Annotated in this window: 15 protein-coding genes; 7 read left to right on the top strand and 8 right to left on the bottom strand. The window is 67.1% G+C overall.

All coding sequences use genetic code 11. The features are described from left to right. Positions 1-142 precede the first annotated feature (142 nt). Positions 143-1,027, top strand: a complete 885-nt coding sequence (wapR, locus tag VQ067_RS27385) for an alpha-1,3-rhamnosyltransferase (RefSeq protein ID WP_003095756.1) — start codon at positions 143-145, stop codon at positions 1,025-1,027. A gap of 24 nt (positions 1,028-1,051) precedes the next feature. On the opposite strand, the gene VQ067_RS27380 is transcribed toward wapR, so the two are convergent. After that, positions 1,052-2,251: an O-antigen ligase family protein gene (locus VQ067_RS27380; RefSeq protein ID WP_003109894.1), complete on the bottom strand. Its 1,200-nt coding sequence runs from the start codon at positions 2,249-2,251 to the stop codon at positions 1,052-1,054. Between the two features lie 7 nt (positions 2,252-2,258). Continuing rightward, positions 2,259-2,909 (bottom strand): hypothetical protein, encoded by a 651-nt coding sequence (locus tag VQ067_RS27375; RefSeq protein WP_003109893.1) that lies wholly within the window; start codon positions 2,907-2,909, stop codon positions 2,259-2,261. Positions 2,910-3,016: 107 nt separating this feature from the next. Here VQ067_RS27375 and msbA point away from each other — a divergent pair, with 107 nt between their 5' ends. The 4 genes from msbA (at position 3,017) to VQ067_RS27355 (ending at position 8,967) form a co-directional block, all read left to right on the top strand. Then, positions 3,017-4,828, top strand: a complete 1,812-nt coding sequence (msbA, locus tag VQ067_RS27370; RefSeq protein ID WP_003095749.1) for a lipid A export permease/ATP-binding protein MsbA — start codon at positions 3,017-3,019, stop codon at positions 4,826-4,828. A 40-nt stretch (positions 4,829-4,868) separates the two neighbouring features. After that, positions 4,869-6,293, top strand: coding sequence for a bifunctional D-glycero-beta-D-manno-heptose-7-phosphate kinase/D-glycero-beta-D-manno-heptose 1-phosphate adenylyltransferase HldE (hldE, locus tag VQ067_RS27365; RefSeq protein WP_003095747.1), 1,425 nt, complete (start codon positions 4,869-4,871; stop codon positions 6,291-6,293). Between the two features lie 127 nt (positions 6,294-6,420). Continuing rightward, positions 6,421-7,710: an acyl-CoA dehydrogenase family protein gene (locus tag VQ067_RS27360; RefSeq protein WP_074241111.1), complete on the top strand. Its 1,290-nt coding sequence runs from the start codon at positions 6,421-6,423 to the stop codon at positions 7,708-7,710. A gap of 48 nt (positions 7,711-7,758) precedes the next feature. Next, positions 7,759-8,967, top strand: coding sequence for an acyl-CoA dehydrogenase family protein (locus tag VQ067_RS27355; RefSeq protein ID WP_003095742.1), 1,209 nt, complete (start codon positions 7,759-7,761; stop codon positions 8,965-8,967). A 24-nt stretch (positions 8,968-8,991) separates the two neighbouring features. Here VQ067_RS27355 and VQ067_RS27350 read toward each other — a convergent pair whose 3' ends face one another. From VQ067_RS27350 to VQ067_RS27335, 4 genes are all read right to left on the bottom strand, one after another. Beyond that, on the bottom strand, positions 8,992-9,912 hold the full coding sequence (locus VQ067_RS27350) for a hypothetical protein (protein WP_003114542.1): 921 nt from the start codon (positions 9,910-9,912) through the stop codon (positions 8,992-8,994). A gap of 168 nt (positions 9,913-10,080) precedes the next feature. After that, entirely contained in the window at positions 10,081-10,893 is an 813-nt protein-coding gene (locus VQ067_RS27345; protein WP_003095738.1) for an aldo/keto reductase, read from the bottom strand. Further along, on the bottom strand, positions 10,890-12,065 hold the full coding sequence (locus VQ067_RS27340; RefSeq protein WP_003109889.1) for an NAD(P)/FAD-dependent oxidoreductase: 1,176 nt from the start codon (positions 12,063-12,065) through the stop codon (positions 10,890-10,892). The genes VQ067_RS27345 and VQ067_RS27340 overlap by 4 nt, the downstream gene beginning before the upstream one ends. A 60-nt stretch (positions 12,066-12,125) precedes the next feature. Further along, on the bottom strand, positions 12,126-12,458 hold the full coding sequence (locus VQ067_RS27335) for a DMT family transporter (protein WP_003095735.1): 333 nt from the start codon (positions 12,456-12,458) through the stop codon (positions 12,126-12,128). An 84-nt stretch (positions 12,459-12,542) separates the two neighbouring features. Here VQ067_RS27335 and VQ067_RS27330 point away from each other — a divergent pair, with 84 nt between their 5' ends. Beyond that, complete coding sequence (locus VQ067_RS27330; RefSeq protein ID WP_003109888.1) at positions 12,543-13,427, top strand: LysR family transcriptional regulator; 885 nt, start codon at positions 12,543-12,545, stop codon at positions 13,425-13,427. A 35-nt stretch (positions 13,428-13,462) separates the two neighbouring features. Then, positions 13,463-14,740 carry a lipid IV(A) 3-deoxy-D-manno-octulosonic acid transferase gene (waaA, locus tag VQ067_RS27325; RefSeq protein ID WP_023107293.1) on the top strand — a complete coding sequence of 426 codons (1,278 nt, stop codon included), beginning with the start codon at positions 13,463-13,465 and terminating at the stop codon, positions 14,738-14,740. Positions 14,741-14,788: 48 nt separating this feature from the next. On the opposite strand, the gene VQ067_RS27320 is transcribed toward waaA, so the two are convergent. After that, positions 14,789-15,388, bottom strand: coding sequence for a helix-turn-helix domain-containing protein (locus tag VQ067_RS27320; RefSeq protein WP_003095727.1), 600 nt, complete (start codon positions 15,386-15,388; stop codon positions 14,789-14,791). 77 nt (positions 15,389-15,465) lie between these two features. Then, positions 15,466-17,412: an oxidoreductase gene (locus VQ067_RS27315; protein WP_003123586.1), complete on the bottom strand. Its 1,947-nt coding sequence runs from the start codon at positions 17,410-17,412 to the stop codon at positions 15,466-15,468. Positions 17,413-17,515: the final 103 nt, after the last annotated feature.

The following is a 17,515-nucleotide window of genomic DNA, read 5'->3' as shown; positions in this document are numbered from 1 at the left end:
GCTGGGGCTTCAGGCGTGTTTGCTATTGTTCAGCTTGTTTTTCCGGGCTGGGGGGAGGTGTAGGACCGATGAAGATCGCAGGATCGCTCATGCATGTCTGGCGCTTTGAATGAGGACGTGAAGGACAGGTAAGGTTGTAGCTATGGCGCTCGTCGATGATGGTTCGCAGCCATTGGTTTCCGTGATCATCGCTTCCTATAACCACGAAAAGTATATAGAAGCGAGCATCGCCAGCGTGGCTGCGCAGACATACCGCAACGTGGAACTGCTGGTGGTGGACGATGGTTCCAGCGATGGCAGCGTCGAGCTTTTGCGCGGGCTCCAGGCGAAGTACGGCTTCGACCTCAGGGTCCAGCAGAACCAGGGACTGTCGAAAACGCTCAACGAGGCGATCGCCAGGGCCCGGGGAAATCTCATCGTGCCTTTCGGTTCGGACGACATCATGTTGCCGCAACGCCTGGAGAAACAGGTGGCACACATGTGGGACAAGCCCGAGGTAGGTATCTGCGCGGGCAATATCGAGATCATCGACTCCAATGGCCGGGTCATGCCGGGTAAGGAGCAGCGCAAACGCGACCTGCCTTTCCGCCGCCTCGACTTCGATGACCTGTTCCTGGACCGCAAGCCGGGCCCGATGGCGCCCACCCTGATGTTCCGCCGGGAAGCCCTGGAGAAGGTCGGCGGTTTCGATCCGGACATACGCCTGGAAGATGTCTATATCGAACTGGCGGTGACCAAGGCTGGCTACGTCATCGACATTCTTGGCGAGGTCCTCGCCCAGTACCGCAAGCATCCCACCAATACGTACAAGAACGCCCGTTTCATGGTGGACAACGTATTCAAGACGTACAGCCAGTTCAGCGATCACCCCGATTACGAGCAGGTGATCATGCGCTTCCGCAATTCGATGTTCCTCAAGTGCTCGAACCGGGACAAGGTGCTGGCCCGGGAGCTGCTCTCCGGCTTGCCGCTGAAGTACTGGAACGAGAAGACCTTCCGCGGCATTGCGCGGCTGTTTTTCTCCTAGCTCGGATGAACCCGGACCGCCTCCTCAGGAGGCGGTTTCGTTTTTGTCGCGGGCGCTTTTCTGCACCCACAGGGCGTACAGCAGGGCCAATGGAATCCAGATCAGGAACCAGTGCTCCTTGGGGCGGGACATGAACGCGTTGCCTTCCGTGAGGCCGGAAGCCAGTCCGAAGACCAGCCAGGTAGACGCCAGCAGCACCATGGGGTCGCGACGGTTCTTCCAGGCGAAGATGAAGGCCAGGGCGTAGATCGCAGACCATAGCAGCAGGCCGACGATCCCGCCGGCGAACAGCACGCCCAACTCGATGTTGTGCGGATCGGCCAGCAGCATGCCGTTGGCCAGCTTGATCCGCATCGGGTGATCGTAGCCATGGCCAAGCCAGGGGTGCTCGCCGATCTGGCGCAGGGATTCGCTCCAGATTTCCGGGCGGAAGGAGACGCCACGCTGGGTGAGCAGCTCTGGATTGAAGATATAAGCCACGATCATGCCCAGCGCTGCCAACCCTATGACGATCAGGGTCTTTTTCTGATTGCCGGCGATCAACAGCCAGCCCAGGCAGGCGGTGATTGCGATCAATGGGGTGCGTGAGCCGGTCGACAGCAACAGGCAGCATAGTATCGCCAAGGACAGCAGCGGCAGTGGCGCAAGAAGATGGCGTGATTGCATCCAGTAAACCAGCCAGACCACAGTGAATGCGCCATATACATGGGCACTCAGCAGTGGGTTGTAGAGAGCCCCGTATCCGGACAAGCGCATCCATGCAGGATGTGTCTGGAGGTGGTAGTGGACCACCGTGACCGCGGCGGCGAAAACTGCTCCCAGTGCCGCCAGCCAAGTAATGTTGCGTAGGCGTTCGGGTGCCTGTAGCGCCAGTATCCCCACACAGAAGAGCAGTAGAACGATGTACAGCGGCCGTTTGAACAGCGAACCCGCCGAGTTTTCCGGCGTTGACCAGAGCAGGCTGAGCATCATGTAAGCGCTGAAGGCCAGAATGGCGATGAGCAGCGGCGAGCGGGTCAGTGGACGTAACAGTTGCGGCTGGATAATCACGAAAAGCAGCGTCGGGGCTGCAAGCAGGATGTAGAAAAGCCGGTGATAGTCGGAGCGGTCGCCGACCCAGAACATTCCGGTGAGCAGGGCCAGCCAGCCCAGCGGCAGGATCCAGTGGCTGAGGATGTGGCTGGTATCGTGGCGAAGACGGGTCAGTCGGGTAGCTGCGAACATTCCTTGCTCAATCCAGTTGCAGTTGCTTGAGGAGCTGCTCGAGTGTCCAGTGGACCTGGCTGCTGCGGAGATAGGCCTTGAGCACCAGGTGCTCGCTGTCGTCGAGGAACCAGGTTCGATCCTGTTCGTAGCGCAGCAGGTGCTTGAAGTTGCGAATGCGTTGGGCGGCGCTGAGCGCCGAGCGCTGGACCCGCAGGTCGGCGATGTCGATCAGGCCCATCCGGCCTTCCGGCGTGCGCACCACGTTGCCCAGGTGCAGCGAGCGGAAGTACACCCCCTTGGCGTGCAGCGCGGCGATCAGCTCGCCCAGTTGCGTCCGGACTGTATCGCCGCACTCCGGGTCGTTGCGGTCGAGTTGGCGGAGGGTCTGCCCCGGTAGCGGCTCGTAGTGCACCGCGTCGCGCTGGATATGTGGGATCCGCAGTACGTCCAGCACCTTCGGGCAGACGATGCCGCGCCGCGCCAGTTCGCTGGCATTGCGGGCGAAGCGCTCCGCATAGGGGAACAGGGCTGCGGAGGAAATCAGGCGCTTGCGGCGAAACAGCTTGAGGAAGGACCCGTCGCGCAGACGCAGTACCTTGTCCCCATGACCATCGGCTTCCAGCACTTCTGCGTTGTCACGCAACTGCAAGTAGGAGGGGTAGTCTATGACTCGCATGCGAGCTCCTGAACGAACGGCCCGCCATCTTACCCCAACACGCCTTCCAGGCAGAGTGATGGAGGTCCTGTGCTACACTCCGGGACCTTTTCAGCATGTAAGAAACCATGAGCGATAGTCCTCAGAATCCCGGACCTTCCAGTCTCAAGATCTATTTCCGCCTGTTGGGCTACGTGAAGCCCTACATCGGAATGTTCCTACTCAGCATCGTCGGTTTCCTGATCTTCGCGTCGACCCAGCCGATGCTGGCGGGCATCCTCAAGTATTTCGTCGACGGCCTCTCCAATCCTGACGCGGCATTGTTTCCGAATGTGCAGTGGCCCTGGTTGCGCGACCTGCACCTGGTCTACGCGGTGCCGTTGCTGATCATCCTGATCGCTGCCTGGCAGGGGCTGGGCTCGTTCCTCGGCAACTTCTTCCTGGCCAAGGTTTCCCTGGGGCTGGTGCATGACCTGCGGGTCGCCCTGTTCAACAAGCTGCTGGTGCTGCCGAACCGCTATTTCGACACGCACAGCTCCGGCCACCTGATCTCGCGCATCACCTTCAACGTGACCATGGTTACCGGAGCGGCCACGGATGCCATCAAGGTGGTGATCCGTGAAGGCCTGACCGTGGTCTTCCTGTTCCTCTACCTGCTGTGGATGAACTGGAAGCTGACCCTGGTGATGCTGGCGATCCTGCCGGTCATCGCGGTGATGGTGACTACTGCCAGCCGCAAGTTCCGCAAGCAGAGCAAGAAGATCCAGGTGGCCATGGGCGACGTCACCCACGTCGCCTCGGAAACTATCCAGGGCTACCGGGTGGTGCGCAGCTTCGGCGGCGAAGCCTATGAAGAGAAGCGCTTCCACGACGCCAGCCAGAGCAATACCGACAAGCAGTTGCGGATGACCAAGACCGGCGCGGTCTACACGCCGATGCTGCAATTGGTGATCTACGTCGCCATGGCGATACTGATGTTCCTCGTGCTGTGGCTGCGCGGGGACGCCTCGGCCGGCGACCTGGTGGCCTATATCACCGCGGCGGGCCTTTTGCCCAAACCGATCCGCCAGCTTTCCGAGGTCAGTTCCACGGTCCAGCGCGGCGTCGCCGGCGCCGAGAGCATCTTCGAGCAGCTCGACGAAGCGGCGGAGGAAGACCAGGGGAGCGTCGAGAAGGAGCGGGTCAGCGGGCGCCTGGAAGTACGCAACCTGAGCTTCCGTTATCCCGGAACCGACAAGCAGGTGCTGGATGACATCAGTTTCGTCGCCGAACCCGGGCAGATGATCGCCCTGGTCGGCCGTTCCGGTAGCGGCAAGTCGACCCTGGCCAACCTGGTTCCGCGCTTTTATCAGCACAATGACGGCAAGATCATGCTTGATGGCGTTGAGGTCGAGGATTATCGCCTGCGTAACCTGCGCCGCCACATCGCCCTGGTGACCCAGCAGGTCACGCTGTTCAACGACAGCGTGGCCAACAACATCGCCTACGGCGACCTGGCTGGCGCGCCGCGCGAGGAAATCGAGCGGGCGGCGAAGGCTGCCAACGCCAAGGAATTCATCGACAACCTGCCGCAAGGCTTCGACACCGAGGTCGGCGAGAATGGCGTGCTGCTTTCCGGCGGCCAGCGCCAGCGTCTGGCGATCGCCCGGGCGCTGCTCAAGGACGCGCCCCTGCTGATCCTCGACGAGGCGACCTCGGCGCTGGACACCGAGTCGGAGCGGCATATCCAGGCGGCGCTGGACGAAGTGATGAAAGGGCGCACCACCCTGGTGATCGCCCACCGCCTGTCGACCATCGAGAAGGCCGACCTGATCCTGGTGATGGACCAGGGGCAGATCGTCGAGCGCGGCAGCCACGCCGAGCTGCTGGCGCAGAACGGCCACTATGCGCGGCTGCACGCGATGGGACTGGATGAGCAGGCGCCGGCGCCTGTCGGCTGATAAACTGGGCGTCTGCCCCGAGAGGTTGTTTGGAGTTCCCATGAAGTTGTCCATGCCCCGTTTCGACCAGGCCCCGGTGTTGGTGGTCGGTGATGTGATGCTTGACCGCTACTGGCATGGCGCGACTTCGCGCATTTCGCCGGAGGCCCCGGTGCCGGTGGTCCGCGTCGAACAGCACGAGGACCGCCCCGGCGGCGCCGCCAACGTCGCGCTGAACATCGCCGCGCTGGGCGCACAGGCCTTGCTGGTCGGCGTCACCGGCCGCGACGAGGCCGCCGACAGCCTGGCCAACAGCCTCAAGGCCGCTGGAGTGGACGCGCGCTTCCAGCGCATCGATAGCCAGCCGACCATCGTCAAGCTGCGGGTCATGAGTCGTCACCAGCAACTGCTGCGTGTCGACTTCGAGGAACCGTTCCGCACCGACGCGGCGGCCCTGGCCGTGGACGTCGAGTCGCTGCTGGCCAAGGTCAAGGTGCTGGTGCTGTCCGACTACGGCAAGGGCGCGCTACAGAACCACCAGGTGCTGATCCAGGCGGCACGGGCGCGCAACATTCCGGTACTGGCCGATCCCAAGGGCAAGGACTTCGCCATCTATCGCGGCGCCAGCCTGATCACCCCGAACCTGTCCGAATTCGAGACCATCGTCGGCCGTTGCGCCGACGAAGCCGAACTGGTCGCCAAGGGCCAGGCGCTGATGAGCGAACTCGACCTCGGCGCCTTGCTGGTGACCCGCGGCGAGCATGGCATGACCCTGCTCCGCCATGGCCAGCCGGCCCTGCACCTGCCGGCGCGGGCGCGGGAAGTGTTCGACGTCACCGGTGCCGGCGATACGGTCATCTCCACCCTGGCCGCGGCGCTTGCCGCCGGCGAGGAGCTGCCGTCCGCGGTGGGCCTGGCCAACCTGGCCGCCGGCATCGTGGTCGGCAAGCTGGGTACCGCGGCGATCAGCGCGCCCGAACTGCGTCGCGCGGTGCAGCGCGAGCAGGGTTCCGAGCGTGGCGTGCTGGGCCTGGAGCAACTGCTGCTGGCAATCGAAGACGCCCGCGCCCACGGCGAGAAGATCGTCTTCACCAATGGCTGCTTCGACATCCTTCACGCCGGCCACGTGACCTACCTCGAACAGGCGCGCGCCCAGGGCGACCGCCTGATCGTCGGGGTCAACGACGACGCCTCGGTCACTCGCCTGAAGGGCGTTGGCCGGCCGATCAACTCGGTGGACCGGCGCATGGCGGTACTCGCCGGGCTCGGCGCGGTGGACTGGGTGGTGAGCTTCGCCGAAGACACTCCCGAGCGCCTGCTCGAGCAGGTGCGTCCGGACGTGCTGGTCAAGGGCGGCGATTACGGCGTCGAGCAGGTGGTCGGCGCGCAGATCGTCAAGGCTTACGGCGGCGAGGTACGGGTGCTCGGCCTGGTGGAGAACAGCTCCACCACCGCCATCGTCGAGAAGATCCGCCAGAAAGGCTGAGCCTTTCCCCGGCCGGTCGCCCCTGGCGGATGACTGGCTGGTCTGACAACTCCCTTCGGCGAGACGGTCATAGGCGCTGCCCATGCGGCGGCGCATGATCCGGGCATCCCATCCTGCGTGGAGCAAGATGCCCATGAGCACCGATGTACAGGGCCGTGCCCTGGCTGTACTGAACCGTGTCGCCCAGGCCGACTGGCCGGATCGCTTCAATCTTCGCAAACCCTTCGAGAAGCTGCTCTACAGCGGCAGCCGTACCGGCTTCCGCCTGGCCAGCGAGCGTTCGGCGAAGCAAGCGAAGGGACCGCGCAAGGCCGATCCGGACGGGTTGTTCGACCTGTCGTTCTCCGACGACCAGCAGATGCTGGTGGACATGCTCGAAGGCTTCGCCCTGGAGGTGTTGCGTCCGCGGGCTCATGACGCGGATGCCGAGGCCAGCCTGGCGGCGGAACTGCTCAACCAGGCGCTGGAGCTGGGCCTGACCCACTATGGGGTCGGCGAGGTGCACGGCGGCATGGCCGGTGAGCGCACCACGGTGACCACTGCCCTTATCGCCGAGGCCCTGGCCAAGGGCGATCTGTCGCTGGCGGCGGCCCTGCTGGTGCCGTTGTCGGCGGCCAACTGCATCCGCCGCTGGGGCAGCCCCTCGCAGCAGGCGCAGTGGCTGCCGGCGTTCGTCAGCGAAGAGGGGGCGCCGCTCACCGCCATCGCGGTCAACGAGCCGAGTCTGCTGTTCGACCCGCAGAAACTGGCGACCCGCGCCCGGCGCAAGGGCAGTCACTACCTGCTTTCCGGAGAGAAATGCCTGGTCCTGCGCGGCCTGGAGGCCAGCCGCCTGATCGTCGCGGCGAAGACCGACGAGGGGCCTGCGTTGTTCCTGGTGGAAGCCTCCGCCAAGGGCGTCGAGCGACGTGCCGAGCCGGCGATGGGACTGAAGGCCGGCGGCACCGCCCGGTTGCGCCTGAAGAGCGTCAAGGTGCCGGCGGACAACCGCCTGGCCGCCGAGCATTTCGACTACCGGGCCTTCCTCGATCACGCGGCCCTGGCCTGGTGTGCCCTGGCGCTGGGCACCGGGCAGGCGGCGCTGGACTACGTGATCGCCTACTGCAACGAGCGCGAGGCCTTCGGCGAGCCGATCAGCCATCGCCAGGGGGTCGCCTTCATGGTCGCCGACATCGCCATCGAACTGGACGCCATGCGCCTGATGGTCTGGCGCGCCTGCGCCCTGGCCGAGCGCGGCCAGCCGTTCCAGCGCGAGGCTTACCTGGCGCGTCTGCTGTGCGCCGAGAAGGCGATGAAGATCGGCACCGACGCCGTGCAACTGCTCGGCGGCCACGGCTTCACCAAGGAGCATCCGGCCGAGCGCTGGTACCGCGACCTGCGCGCGGTAGCGCTGATGGCCGGCGGCCTGCACCTGTGAACCCCAGCGAGTGCGCGGTCCGCCGCGACGAGTGAACGAGGAATCGACATGTACCTGGAAACCCCGAAGAAATTCCGCAGCCTGGCTAACCAGGCGCATCAGGTCGCGGAAAACTATTTCCGGCCGATCTCGCGCAAGTACGACAAGGCCGAACACGCCTATCCGAAGGAGCTGGACCTGCTCGCGGCCTTGCTGGACGGCATGAACAGCGGCTCGCCCGAGGCTGTCGGCGCGACCTCGGCGAGCAAGCGCGCCGGCAAGCAGGTAGAGGAGGGCATCAAGAACGGCGGCAACCTGTCGGCATTGCTCGGCGTGATGGAACTGTGCTGGGGCGACGTCGGCCTGCTCCTGGCCATGCCGCGCCAGGGGCTGGGCAACGCGGCGATCGCCGCGGTGGCCAACGAGGAGCAGTTGCAGCGGTTCGGCGGCACCTGGGCGGCGATGGCGATCACCGAGCCGGGCTGCGGCTCGGACTCGGCGGCGATTCGCACCACCGCGACCCAGGATGGCGACCACTATGTACTGAACGGCGAGAAGATTTTCGTCACTTCCGGCGAGCGGGCCGATGCCGTGGTGGTCTGGGCCACCCTGAACCGCAACCTGGGGCGGGCGGCGATCAAGTCCTTCGTGGTCGAGAAGGGCACGCCGGGGATGACCGTGACGCGCCTGGAGAAGAAGCTCGGGATCAAGGCTTCGGATACCGCTTCGATCAGTTTCAATGATTGCCGGGTGCCGGCCGCGAACCTGCTGGGCAACGCCGAGGTCGACGTGCAGAAGGGTTTCGCCGGGGTCATGGAGACCTTCGACAATACCCGCCCGCTGGTGGCCGGCATGGCCGTCGGGGTGGCCAAGGCGGCGCTGGACCGGACCCGCGAATTGCTGAAGAAGGCTGGCTGCAAGTTCGACTACAGGAAACCGCTGCTCACCGTCAGCCACGCCGAGGCCACTCTCTATCGCCTGGAGGCGGAGTGGGAGGCAGCGCGCCTGTTGACCTTGAAGGCGGCATGGATGGCCGACAACAAGCTGCCCAACTCGAAGGAAGCGTCCATCGCCAAGGCCAAGGCTGGACGGGTGGCCAACGAGATCACCCTGAAGTGCGTGGAGCTGGCTGGCGCCCTCGGCTACGCCGAGGATGAGCTGTTGGAGAAGTGGGCGCGGGACTCGAAGATCCTCGACATCTTCGAGGGCACCCAGCAGATCCAGCTGCTCATCGTCGCTCGCCGCCTGCTCGGCAAGTCTTCCAGCCAGTTGAAGTAGAAAGGGCGGCAAAGCCCGCCCGGTTCAGGCGCTGGCGCGGTCGCGCCCACCGCCGGCCTGGTCGCCGTTGCTGGATGGCCACAGTGCCAGCCAGTCGCGGAAACGGATGCGTTCCTCATGCACCAGCCAGCCGTCCTGTACGGCAAAGCTCTCGGCCAACCACAGGCCGCGGGTGGCCGCAGGGCGCAACTGGCCCTTGCGCAGGGTGAACAGGTCGCCGGTGGGGCGCCCCTGGTCCAGCGGCAGCAGGTAGAGATCGGGGCGCCGACGGTCCAGGCGCGCCACCAGCGGACCGCTCTCGAGCCGCTCGTCGACATGGTAGAGGCTCGGCTCGCGCGCATCGCGCGGCAGCTCCAGGCGCATGTCGTAGACCAGTTGCAGCGAGGCCGTGGGCAGGTGTACGTAGGCGCGTGGGCGCTCCAGCAAGCGCAGGCTGCCGGCTTGCACCGGACGGGCGGCGCCGGACAGCGGGGTGAGGACGAAGTGGCTGTTCTCCCGGTAGCGCAGCGAACCCTGGTAGGGCGTCGGCAGCCAGGTGTCGCCGAAGCGCCCGCCGAGCCAGCCGCCGGCGGTCTCCACCAGGCATTCCTCGGCGACTTCCTGGATCGCCGTGAGCAGCGGCAGGTTCAGTTCGTGGGCCGGTACGTAGCCGGAGATCAGCTTGAGCACGGTATCGCCGCGGTCCAGCCGGCGCTGACGGACCAGCACCCAGTAGTCGCGGCCCTGCCAGTTCAGGGTCAAGCGCACCGAGACCCCCAGGTTGGCCAGCTCGGCGACGAAGCGCTGCGGGTCGGCTACCTCCATGCGGCGGCGGCGTACGAGCATCTGCTGGAAGTTCAGCGGCAGGCCGAGGGCCTGGTAGACCAGCCCGTCCGGGGAGGCCTCCACCAGCAGCGGCAGGGTCTTGAAGGCGGACGGATCCTTGCGGGCGAGCATACGGGGCATACGGGGCTCCTTGTCGGGTCATCGCGCCGGGGCGGGACGGAGGCTCACGTTCGATGCACCGGCCACCGGAGGCGAGGGCGGCAGGCAGGATACGGCTCGTTCGGGAGGAACATGGCAGCGGAATGCACCGCGGGTGTCAACCCGCGGATGTTGCAGCCGATGTATGGTTCAGGCCTTTTTCAGGGCTTGCGCGGCCATCGCGACATTATGGGCCAGGTGCAGCGGATTGATGGTGCCGACGATGGCGGCGGCGACGCCCGGCTGGTCGAAGACCAGTTCGAAGCTGGCGCGCACCGGGTCCTGTCCGGCGCCCAGGCAGGCATGCCCGCTGGCCAGCGCCTTCTTCACCAGGATGCCCTTGGCATGGGCCGCGGCGTACTCGATGACCGGGCGCTCGGCGCGCTCGTTCAGGTTGTAGGTGACCATCGCGCAATCGCCCTCGCGCAGGGCGCGCAGGCCACCTTCGACGGTCTTGCCGGAGAGTCCGTAGGCGCCGATCAGGCCCTCGCGCTTGAGCGCGGCGAGAGTCGGGTAGACCTCGCTGTTCTCGAGGATATCCAGGTCGTTGCCATCGGAATGCACCAGCACCAGCTCGATCCGCTCGGTCTCCAGGCGCTTCAGGCTGCGTTCGACGGAGCGCCGGGTATGCGTGGCGGAGAAGTCGAAGACTGACTGGCCGTCGACGAACTCTTCGCCGACCTTGCTGACGATCACCCAATGCTCGCGCTGGCCGCGCAGCAGCGGGCCGAGGCGTTCCTCGCTGCGGCCGTAGGCCGGGGCGGTGTCGATCAGGTTGATGCCGAGGTCGCGGGCCAGGGCCAGCAGGTCGGCGGCTTCGCGGTCGTCGGGGATGGTGAAGCCGGAAGGGTACTTCACTCCCTGGTCGCGGCCGAACTTGACGGTGCCCAGGCCCAGCGGCGAAACGGCCAGGCCGGTGTCGCCCAGCGGGCGGTGCAGGTCGTGGAGGGTATCCCTGATCATGCGAAGGCTACCTCCCAGGCCGGTTCGGCGAGCGGCGGACGCGGCAGTTGCGGCAGCGCGGCATGTTCGCTGGGGCGGATGCCGTCTTCTTCCAGGCGGGCGCAGACCCGGTCGGCGAAGTCAGGGGCCAGCGCCAGCTTGGTCGGCCAGCCGACCAGCAGGCGTCCCTGTTCGGCGAGGAAGGCGTTGTCCGGGCGCAACAGGTTGGACTGTGCCGGCTCGGCGCGATCCACCCGCAAGGTGGCCCACTGCGCCTGGCCGAGGTCGATCCAGGGCAGCAGCTTTGCCAGTTCGCGACGTGCTTCGGCGATCTGCGCGGCTTCGTCGCGGGCCACGCCATCGGCTTCGGCGATGTCGCCGCCGAGGTACCAGACCGACTGGCCGTCGCGGGTCGGATGGGTGGTCACGGTGATCCGTGGCTTCGGCCCGGCCCCCAGGCAGTGGGCGTACAGCGGTTTCAGGGTCGCCGCCTTGACCATCACCATGTGCAGCGGCCGCCGCTGCATGGCCGGTTGTTCCAGGCCCAGTTCGCGGAGCAGCGCCTCGTTGCCGGCACCGGCGCTGAGCACCACGCGCTGGGCACGGATCTCCCGGCCGTCGACGCACAGGCCGGCCAGTTCCCGGCCTTCGCGCAGCGGTTCGATGCGCTCGCCGGCGAGCAGGCTGTCACCGGCCAGTTCCGCCAGGCGGCGAATCAGGTCGGGGACGTCGAAGACGATTTCCGTGAGGCGGTAGGCCTTGCCCTTGAACCCCTTGTCGCGCAGCGCCGGAGGCAAATCCTCGCCCTTGGCCTGCTCGACCCGGCTGCGCACCGCCTTGCTGGCGAAGAAGCTGGTAAGGCTGCCGGCCAGGCCGCCCGGCGACCACAGGTAGTGCGCCTCGGAAAGCAGGCGTACGCCCCGCAGGTCGAGTTCGCCGTCGCTGCCGAGACAGGCGCGCCAGCGCCGCGGCATGTCGGCGATGGCTTCGGAGGCGCCGGTCAGGGCGCCATGCAGGGCGTACTTGGCGCCGCCGTGGATGATCCCCTGCGACTTCACGCTCTGTCCGCCGCCGAGGCTGGCGCTTTCCACCAGCACGGTGGCGTAGCCGGCCCGGCGCAAGCGGGCGTTCAGCCAGAGGCCGGCGATACCGCCGCCAACGATGAGGATGTCGGTGGAAAGGGCTTGGGGCATGGGGCTGCCTTATCGGGAACGGAAAGGGCGCAGTATACAACCTGAGCCCGCGACGGTCGTTCAGTGCCCCGAAGCGCGGGAGAACAACTGGATCACCAGCACGCCGGCGATGATCAGGCCGATACCGAGGAGGGCCGCGGGGTCCAGGCGCTGGCCGTAGACGAACATCGCCACCAGGCTGACCAGGACGATGCCCAGTCCGGACCAGATGGCGTAGACCACGCCGACCGGCAGGGTGCGCATGACCAGCACGAGCATGCTGAAGGCGAGCACGTAGCCGCCCACCACCAGCAGCAGCGGCAGTGGCTTGCTGAATCCGGCGACGGCTTTCAGCGAGGTGGTGGCGACCACTTCGGCGGCGATGGCGATGGCGAGGTAGAGATAGTTGGTCATGGTGGGGTCCTCCGGAAACTGCGGCCATTCTAGGGAGCCGGCGGATGGGATAAAGTCTTTACCTATCTGTATTGGAGATAGGTTATGCAGTGGAACCTGGAGCAGATCCGCCTGTTCGTCAGCGTCGCCGAGCGCCAGTCGTTCTCTGCCGCCGCCCGCGAACTGAAGCGGGTGCAATCGGCGGTGAGCAACGGCATCGCGCTGCTGGAGGCGGACCTCGGCGTCACCCTGTTCGAACGCAGCAGCGGACGTCAGCCGCGCCTGACCGACGAGGGCCGGGTGCTGCTGGCGGAGGCGCGCGAGGTGCTGCGCCAGTGCGAGCGCCTGCAGGGGCGCGCGCTGGGCCTGGCGCGCGGCGAGGAGCCGCGGCTGCGCCTGGCCCAGGACGAGGCGATGCCTTACCAGCCGGTGCTGGACAGCCTGGAAGCGCTGGCGCAGCGCTTTCCCAGTCTGGAGGTGCAGGTGTCCAGCGGCGGCCAGGGCGACGTGACCCGTCGTTTGCTCGAGGAGCAGGCTGACCTCGGCCTGCTGTTCCACCATGAGCGCATGCCTGAGTCGCTGGAGCGGCGGCGCCTCGGCAGCGTCGAGATGGTCACGGTGTGCGGCGCCGGCCACCCGCTGGCCGGGCTGCAACGGGTCAGTCGCCGCGAGCTGGCACAGCACCGGCAACTTTTGATCGTGCCCCAGCAGAGCGGCTATCCGGGCGGCGAGCAGATCAGCCCGCAGGTGTGGCGGCTGGACAGCTTCTATTCCATGGCCGAGTTGCTGATGCGCAACCTCGGCTGGGCCTGGCTGCCGCGGCACGTGGTGCAGTACCCCACCTACGATCGGCTGATGGTGGAGCTGACCAGCGACTGGACACCGCCGTCGCTGGTGGTCGAACTGGTCTGGCGGCGCAACGAGGTGCTCGGCCCGGCGGCGGCCTGGCTCGGCGAAACCTTCACCCGCCACCTGCGCGCCATCGGCTGAGCCGGTCGGCGGGAGTTTTGCTAAGCTGCGCGCCCATGAACCGTACCCTCTATACCCTGCTGTTCCACCTCGGCTTGCCGCTGGTGGCGTTGCGCCTGTGGTGGCGCGCGCGCCAGGCGCCGGCCTATGCCAAGCGCATCGGCGAGCGTTTTTCCCTGTCCTTGCCCGAGGTGCCGCCCGGCGGCATCTGGGTGCACGCCGTCTCGGTGGGCGAGAGCATCGCCGCCGCGCCGATGGTGCGGGCGCTGCTGGAGCGCCATCCGCAGCTGCCGGTCACCGTCACCTGCATGACCCCGACCGGCTCGGAGCGCATCCGCGCATTGTTCGGCGAGCAGGTCCGGCACTGCTATCTGCCCTACGACCTGCCCTGGGCGGCGGCGCGCTTCCTCGACCGGGTGCGGCCGCGCCTGGCGGTGATCATGGAAACCGAGCTGTGGCCCAACCATATCCATGCCTGCGCCGTGCGCGGGATCCCGGTGGCGCTGGCCAATGCGCGCCTGTCCGAGCGCTCGGCGCGTGGCTACGCGCGCTTCGCCGGGCTGACCCGGCCGATGCTCGCCGAGCTGTCCTGGATCGCCGTGCAGACCGAGGCCGAGGCCGAGCGCTTCCGTCGTCTCGGCGCGCGTCCTGAGTGCGTCAGCGTGACCGGCTCGATCAAGTTCGACCTGCGCATCGACCCGCAGCTGCCGCTGGCTGCTGCCGCCCTGCGCGAGGAATGGGACGCGACGGCGCGACCGCTGTGGATCGCCGCCAGCACCCATGCCGGCGAGGACGAGATCGTCCTGGCAGCCCACCGGCGCCTGCTGGAAACGCGTCCCGACGCGTTGCTGATCCTGGTGCCGCGCCATCCGGAACGCTTCGCCGGCGTCCACGAGCTATGCCGCCGCGAAGGCTTCGCCACGGTCCGGCGCTCCGGCGGCGAGCCGGTGGCACGCGCGACCCAGGTGCTGCTCGGCGATACCATGGGCGAGCTGCTGTTCCTCTATGCCCTGGCCGACATCGCTTTCGTCGGCGGCAGCCTGGTGCCCAACGGCGGGCACAACCTGCTGGAGCCGGCGGCCCTGGGCAAGCCGGTGTTCGCCGGTCCGCACCTGTTCAACTTCCTCGACATCGCCGCGCAATTGCGCGATGCCGGGGCACTGCTCGAGGTGACGGATGCCGGCGAGCTGTGCGACGGCCTCGCGCGCCTGTGGGCGCAGCCGCAGGTCGCGACGGCCATGGCCACTGCCGGAGAGAAGGTGCTGCGCAACAACCAGGGCGCCCTGGAGCGGCTGCTGGCGGGGTTGGCGCGGTTGCTCGGGCGCGGCGGGTAGCGCCCGCCGCGTCGGCGCTCCCCTGGCCCTGCATCGCGACAGGCCGTTTCAGAACGTCGGCGGGGTGATCACCCAGAGCACCAGGGTATCGCTGTCGCCTGGGTTGCCGTAGCGATGCGGTTCCTGGCTGGAGTAGCTGAAGCTGTCGCCCTCGCGGAGCTGGAAATGGCGGTCGCCGACCCAGAGTTCGAAGATTCCGCTGAGGATGTAGCCGGCTTCCTCGCCCTCATGGCTGTAGCTCTGCTGGCTGTAGGTGCCCGGCGGGAAACGCGAGTGGAGGATCTCCAACTGGCGGCTGGGCTGCGGGGTGAGCAGTTCGTCGATGATGCCGTCTTCGTAATGCACGCTCATGCGCGTGTTGCGCCGCACCACGTAGCCGGCGTCCGCCGGGTCCACCGCGGCCTCGCTGGCGAAGAACCACTGGATGGTCACGCCGAGGCTGCGGGCGATGTTGAACAGCGCCGGAATCGACGGATACGCCAGGTTGCGTTCCAGTTGGCTGATGTAGCCGGCGGTGAGTTCGCTCTGTGCGGCCAGCTCGGCCAGGGTCAGGCCGCGGCGTTTGCGCAGGCCGCGGATGCGGGTGCCGAGGAAGTGCGTTTCGCTGCGTGGCGTGTCGGTGGCGTCCGGCGGTGACGGGCGGGGCATGCGGCGGGGTCCTGGCTGCGTTTGCGGCATTCTAGGGGCTGGGCCGGGACCCGTCGAGGGAGCCGCGGCCGCGCCGCTCAGATGCTCCAGGCGGCCTTGAGCCCTTCGTAGATCGCCTCCTCGGCGGTGCGGGGGGCCAGGCAGTCGCCGATCCGCAGCACCTCCGCCAGGCCGTGCAGGCTGTCGGCCAGTCGGTCCACCGGCTGGTGGCCCTGGCATAGCACCAGGGTATCGACCTCCTCGAACAGCATCGCCTCGCCGCTGGCGCTGTGCTGCATGTACACCGTGGTATCGTCGCAGCCGTACAGGCGGGCGTAGGGCGTGACCGGGATACCCAGGCGGTGCAGTTCGCCGGCCAACTGGTCGCGCACGTACAGCGGCAGGCTCTCGCCGCAGTGGGTGCCGTTCACCGCCAGGCGCACCTGGTGGCCCTCGCGCACAAGCTTTTCCGCGATACCGGGGCCGATCCAGTCGCCCCGCCAGTCGGTGACCAGCACCGAGCGACCGACCCGCACCTCGCCGCGCAGCACCTGCCAGGCATCCACGACCTGCAGCTCGCCGCCGCGCTCGAAAGGCGGCCAATAGGGTTCGGCGCCGGTGGCGACGATCACCAGGTCCGGCCGCTCGCGCTCCACCAGCGCGCGGTCGACCGGCGTGTTGCGGCGTACCTCGACGCCGGCCAGTTGCATCTCCCGTTGCAGGTTGGTGGAGGCGCCGCCGAATTCGGCGCGGCGCGGCAGCAGTTGCGCCAGGTTGACCTGGCCGCCGAGCTGGGCGCCGGCCTCGCAGAGCACTACCTCATGGCCGCGCTGTGCCGCCACCGCCGCCGCCTTCATCCCCGCCGGGCCGCCGCCGGCGACCAGCACGCGCTTGCGCCGCGAGGCCGGATTGGGCGTTGCGTAGGTCAGCTCGCGGCCGGTTTCCGGGTGCTGGATGCAGGAGATCGGATAGCCTCGGTGGAAATGTCCGATGCAGGCCTGGTTGCAGGCGATGCAGGCGCGCACGTCGTCGCTGCGCCCGGCCTCGGCCTTGTTCGGCATCTGCGGGTCGCAGATCAGCGCGCGGGTCATGCCGCAGACGTCGGCCTGGCCTCGGGCGAGGATGGCCTCGGCCTCCTGGGGCTGGTTGATGCGCCCGGTGACGAACAGCGGGATCGCCAGGCGCGCCTTGAAGGTACCGGCTTCGCGGGCCAGGTAGGCCGGCTCGATGGCCATCGGCGGGACGATATGGATGGCGCCGCCGAGGGAGGCCGAAGTGCCGGCGACGATGTGCAGGTAGTCCAGCTCGCCCTGGACCGCCTCGGCCGCCTGCAGCGACTCGCTTTCGCTGAGACCCTCGGGGTCGCGCTCGTCGGCGGACAGGCGCAGGCCGACGATGAAGTCCTCGGAGGTGGCCGCGCGCACCGCCGCCAGCACTTCGCGGAGGAAACGCAGGCGGGCATCGAGGTCGCCGTTGTAGCCATCCGTGCGGCGGTTCACCCGCGGGTTGAGGAATTGCGCCGGCAGGTAGCCATGGCTGGCGACCACCTCCACCCCGTCCAGTCCTGCCTGGTGCAGGCGGCGCGCGGCGGCGGCGTAGCCGGCGACGATCTCGTCGATCAGCGGCTGGTCGAGTTCGCGCGGCATCACTCGGAACCGTTCGTTGGGCGAGGCCGAGGCGGAATAGGCCACCGCCAGCAGGCCGTCGGCGGACTCCATGATCTCGCGCCCGGGATGGAAGATCTGCGACAGCACCACGCAGCCTTCGGCGTGGCAGGCCTCGGCGACCCGCCGGTAGCCGGGGATGCAGGCATCGTCGGTGGCCATCAGCACGTGCGAGGTGTAGCGCGCGCTGTCGTGGACCCCCGCCACCTGCATGACGATCAGTCCGGCGCCGCCGCGGGCCCGGGCGCGGTGATAGGCGACGAGTGGCTCGTTGACCAGGTTGTCGGTGGGCATCGACGTGTCGTGGCCGCTCGACATGATGCGGTTTTTCAGGCGTTTGCCCCGGATTTCCAGGGGGCTGAACAGGTGCGGGAAATTCACGGTTGGCGTCCTTCTTGTTGTTCTCGCGGCGCGCTTCAGAAACAGGATATGAATTTACCATCAGTAAAAAATCAACTTGTTTTTTTAAAATCGACTGGATAGT

Source organism: Pseudomonas sp. KBN12P06040 (assembly GCF_037574965.1).
Taxonomy (GTDB): domain Bacteria; phylum Pseudomonadota; class Gammaproteobacteria; order Pseudomonadales; family Pseudomonadaceae; genus Pseudomonas; species Pseudomonas aeruginosa.
Note: the sequence above shows the minus strand (reverse complement) of the source record. Positions and strands in the feature narration are given on the sequence as shown.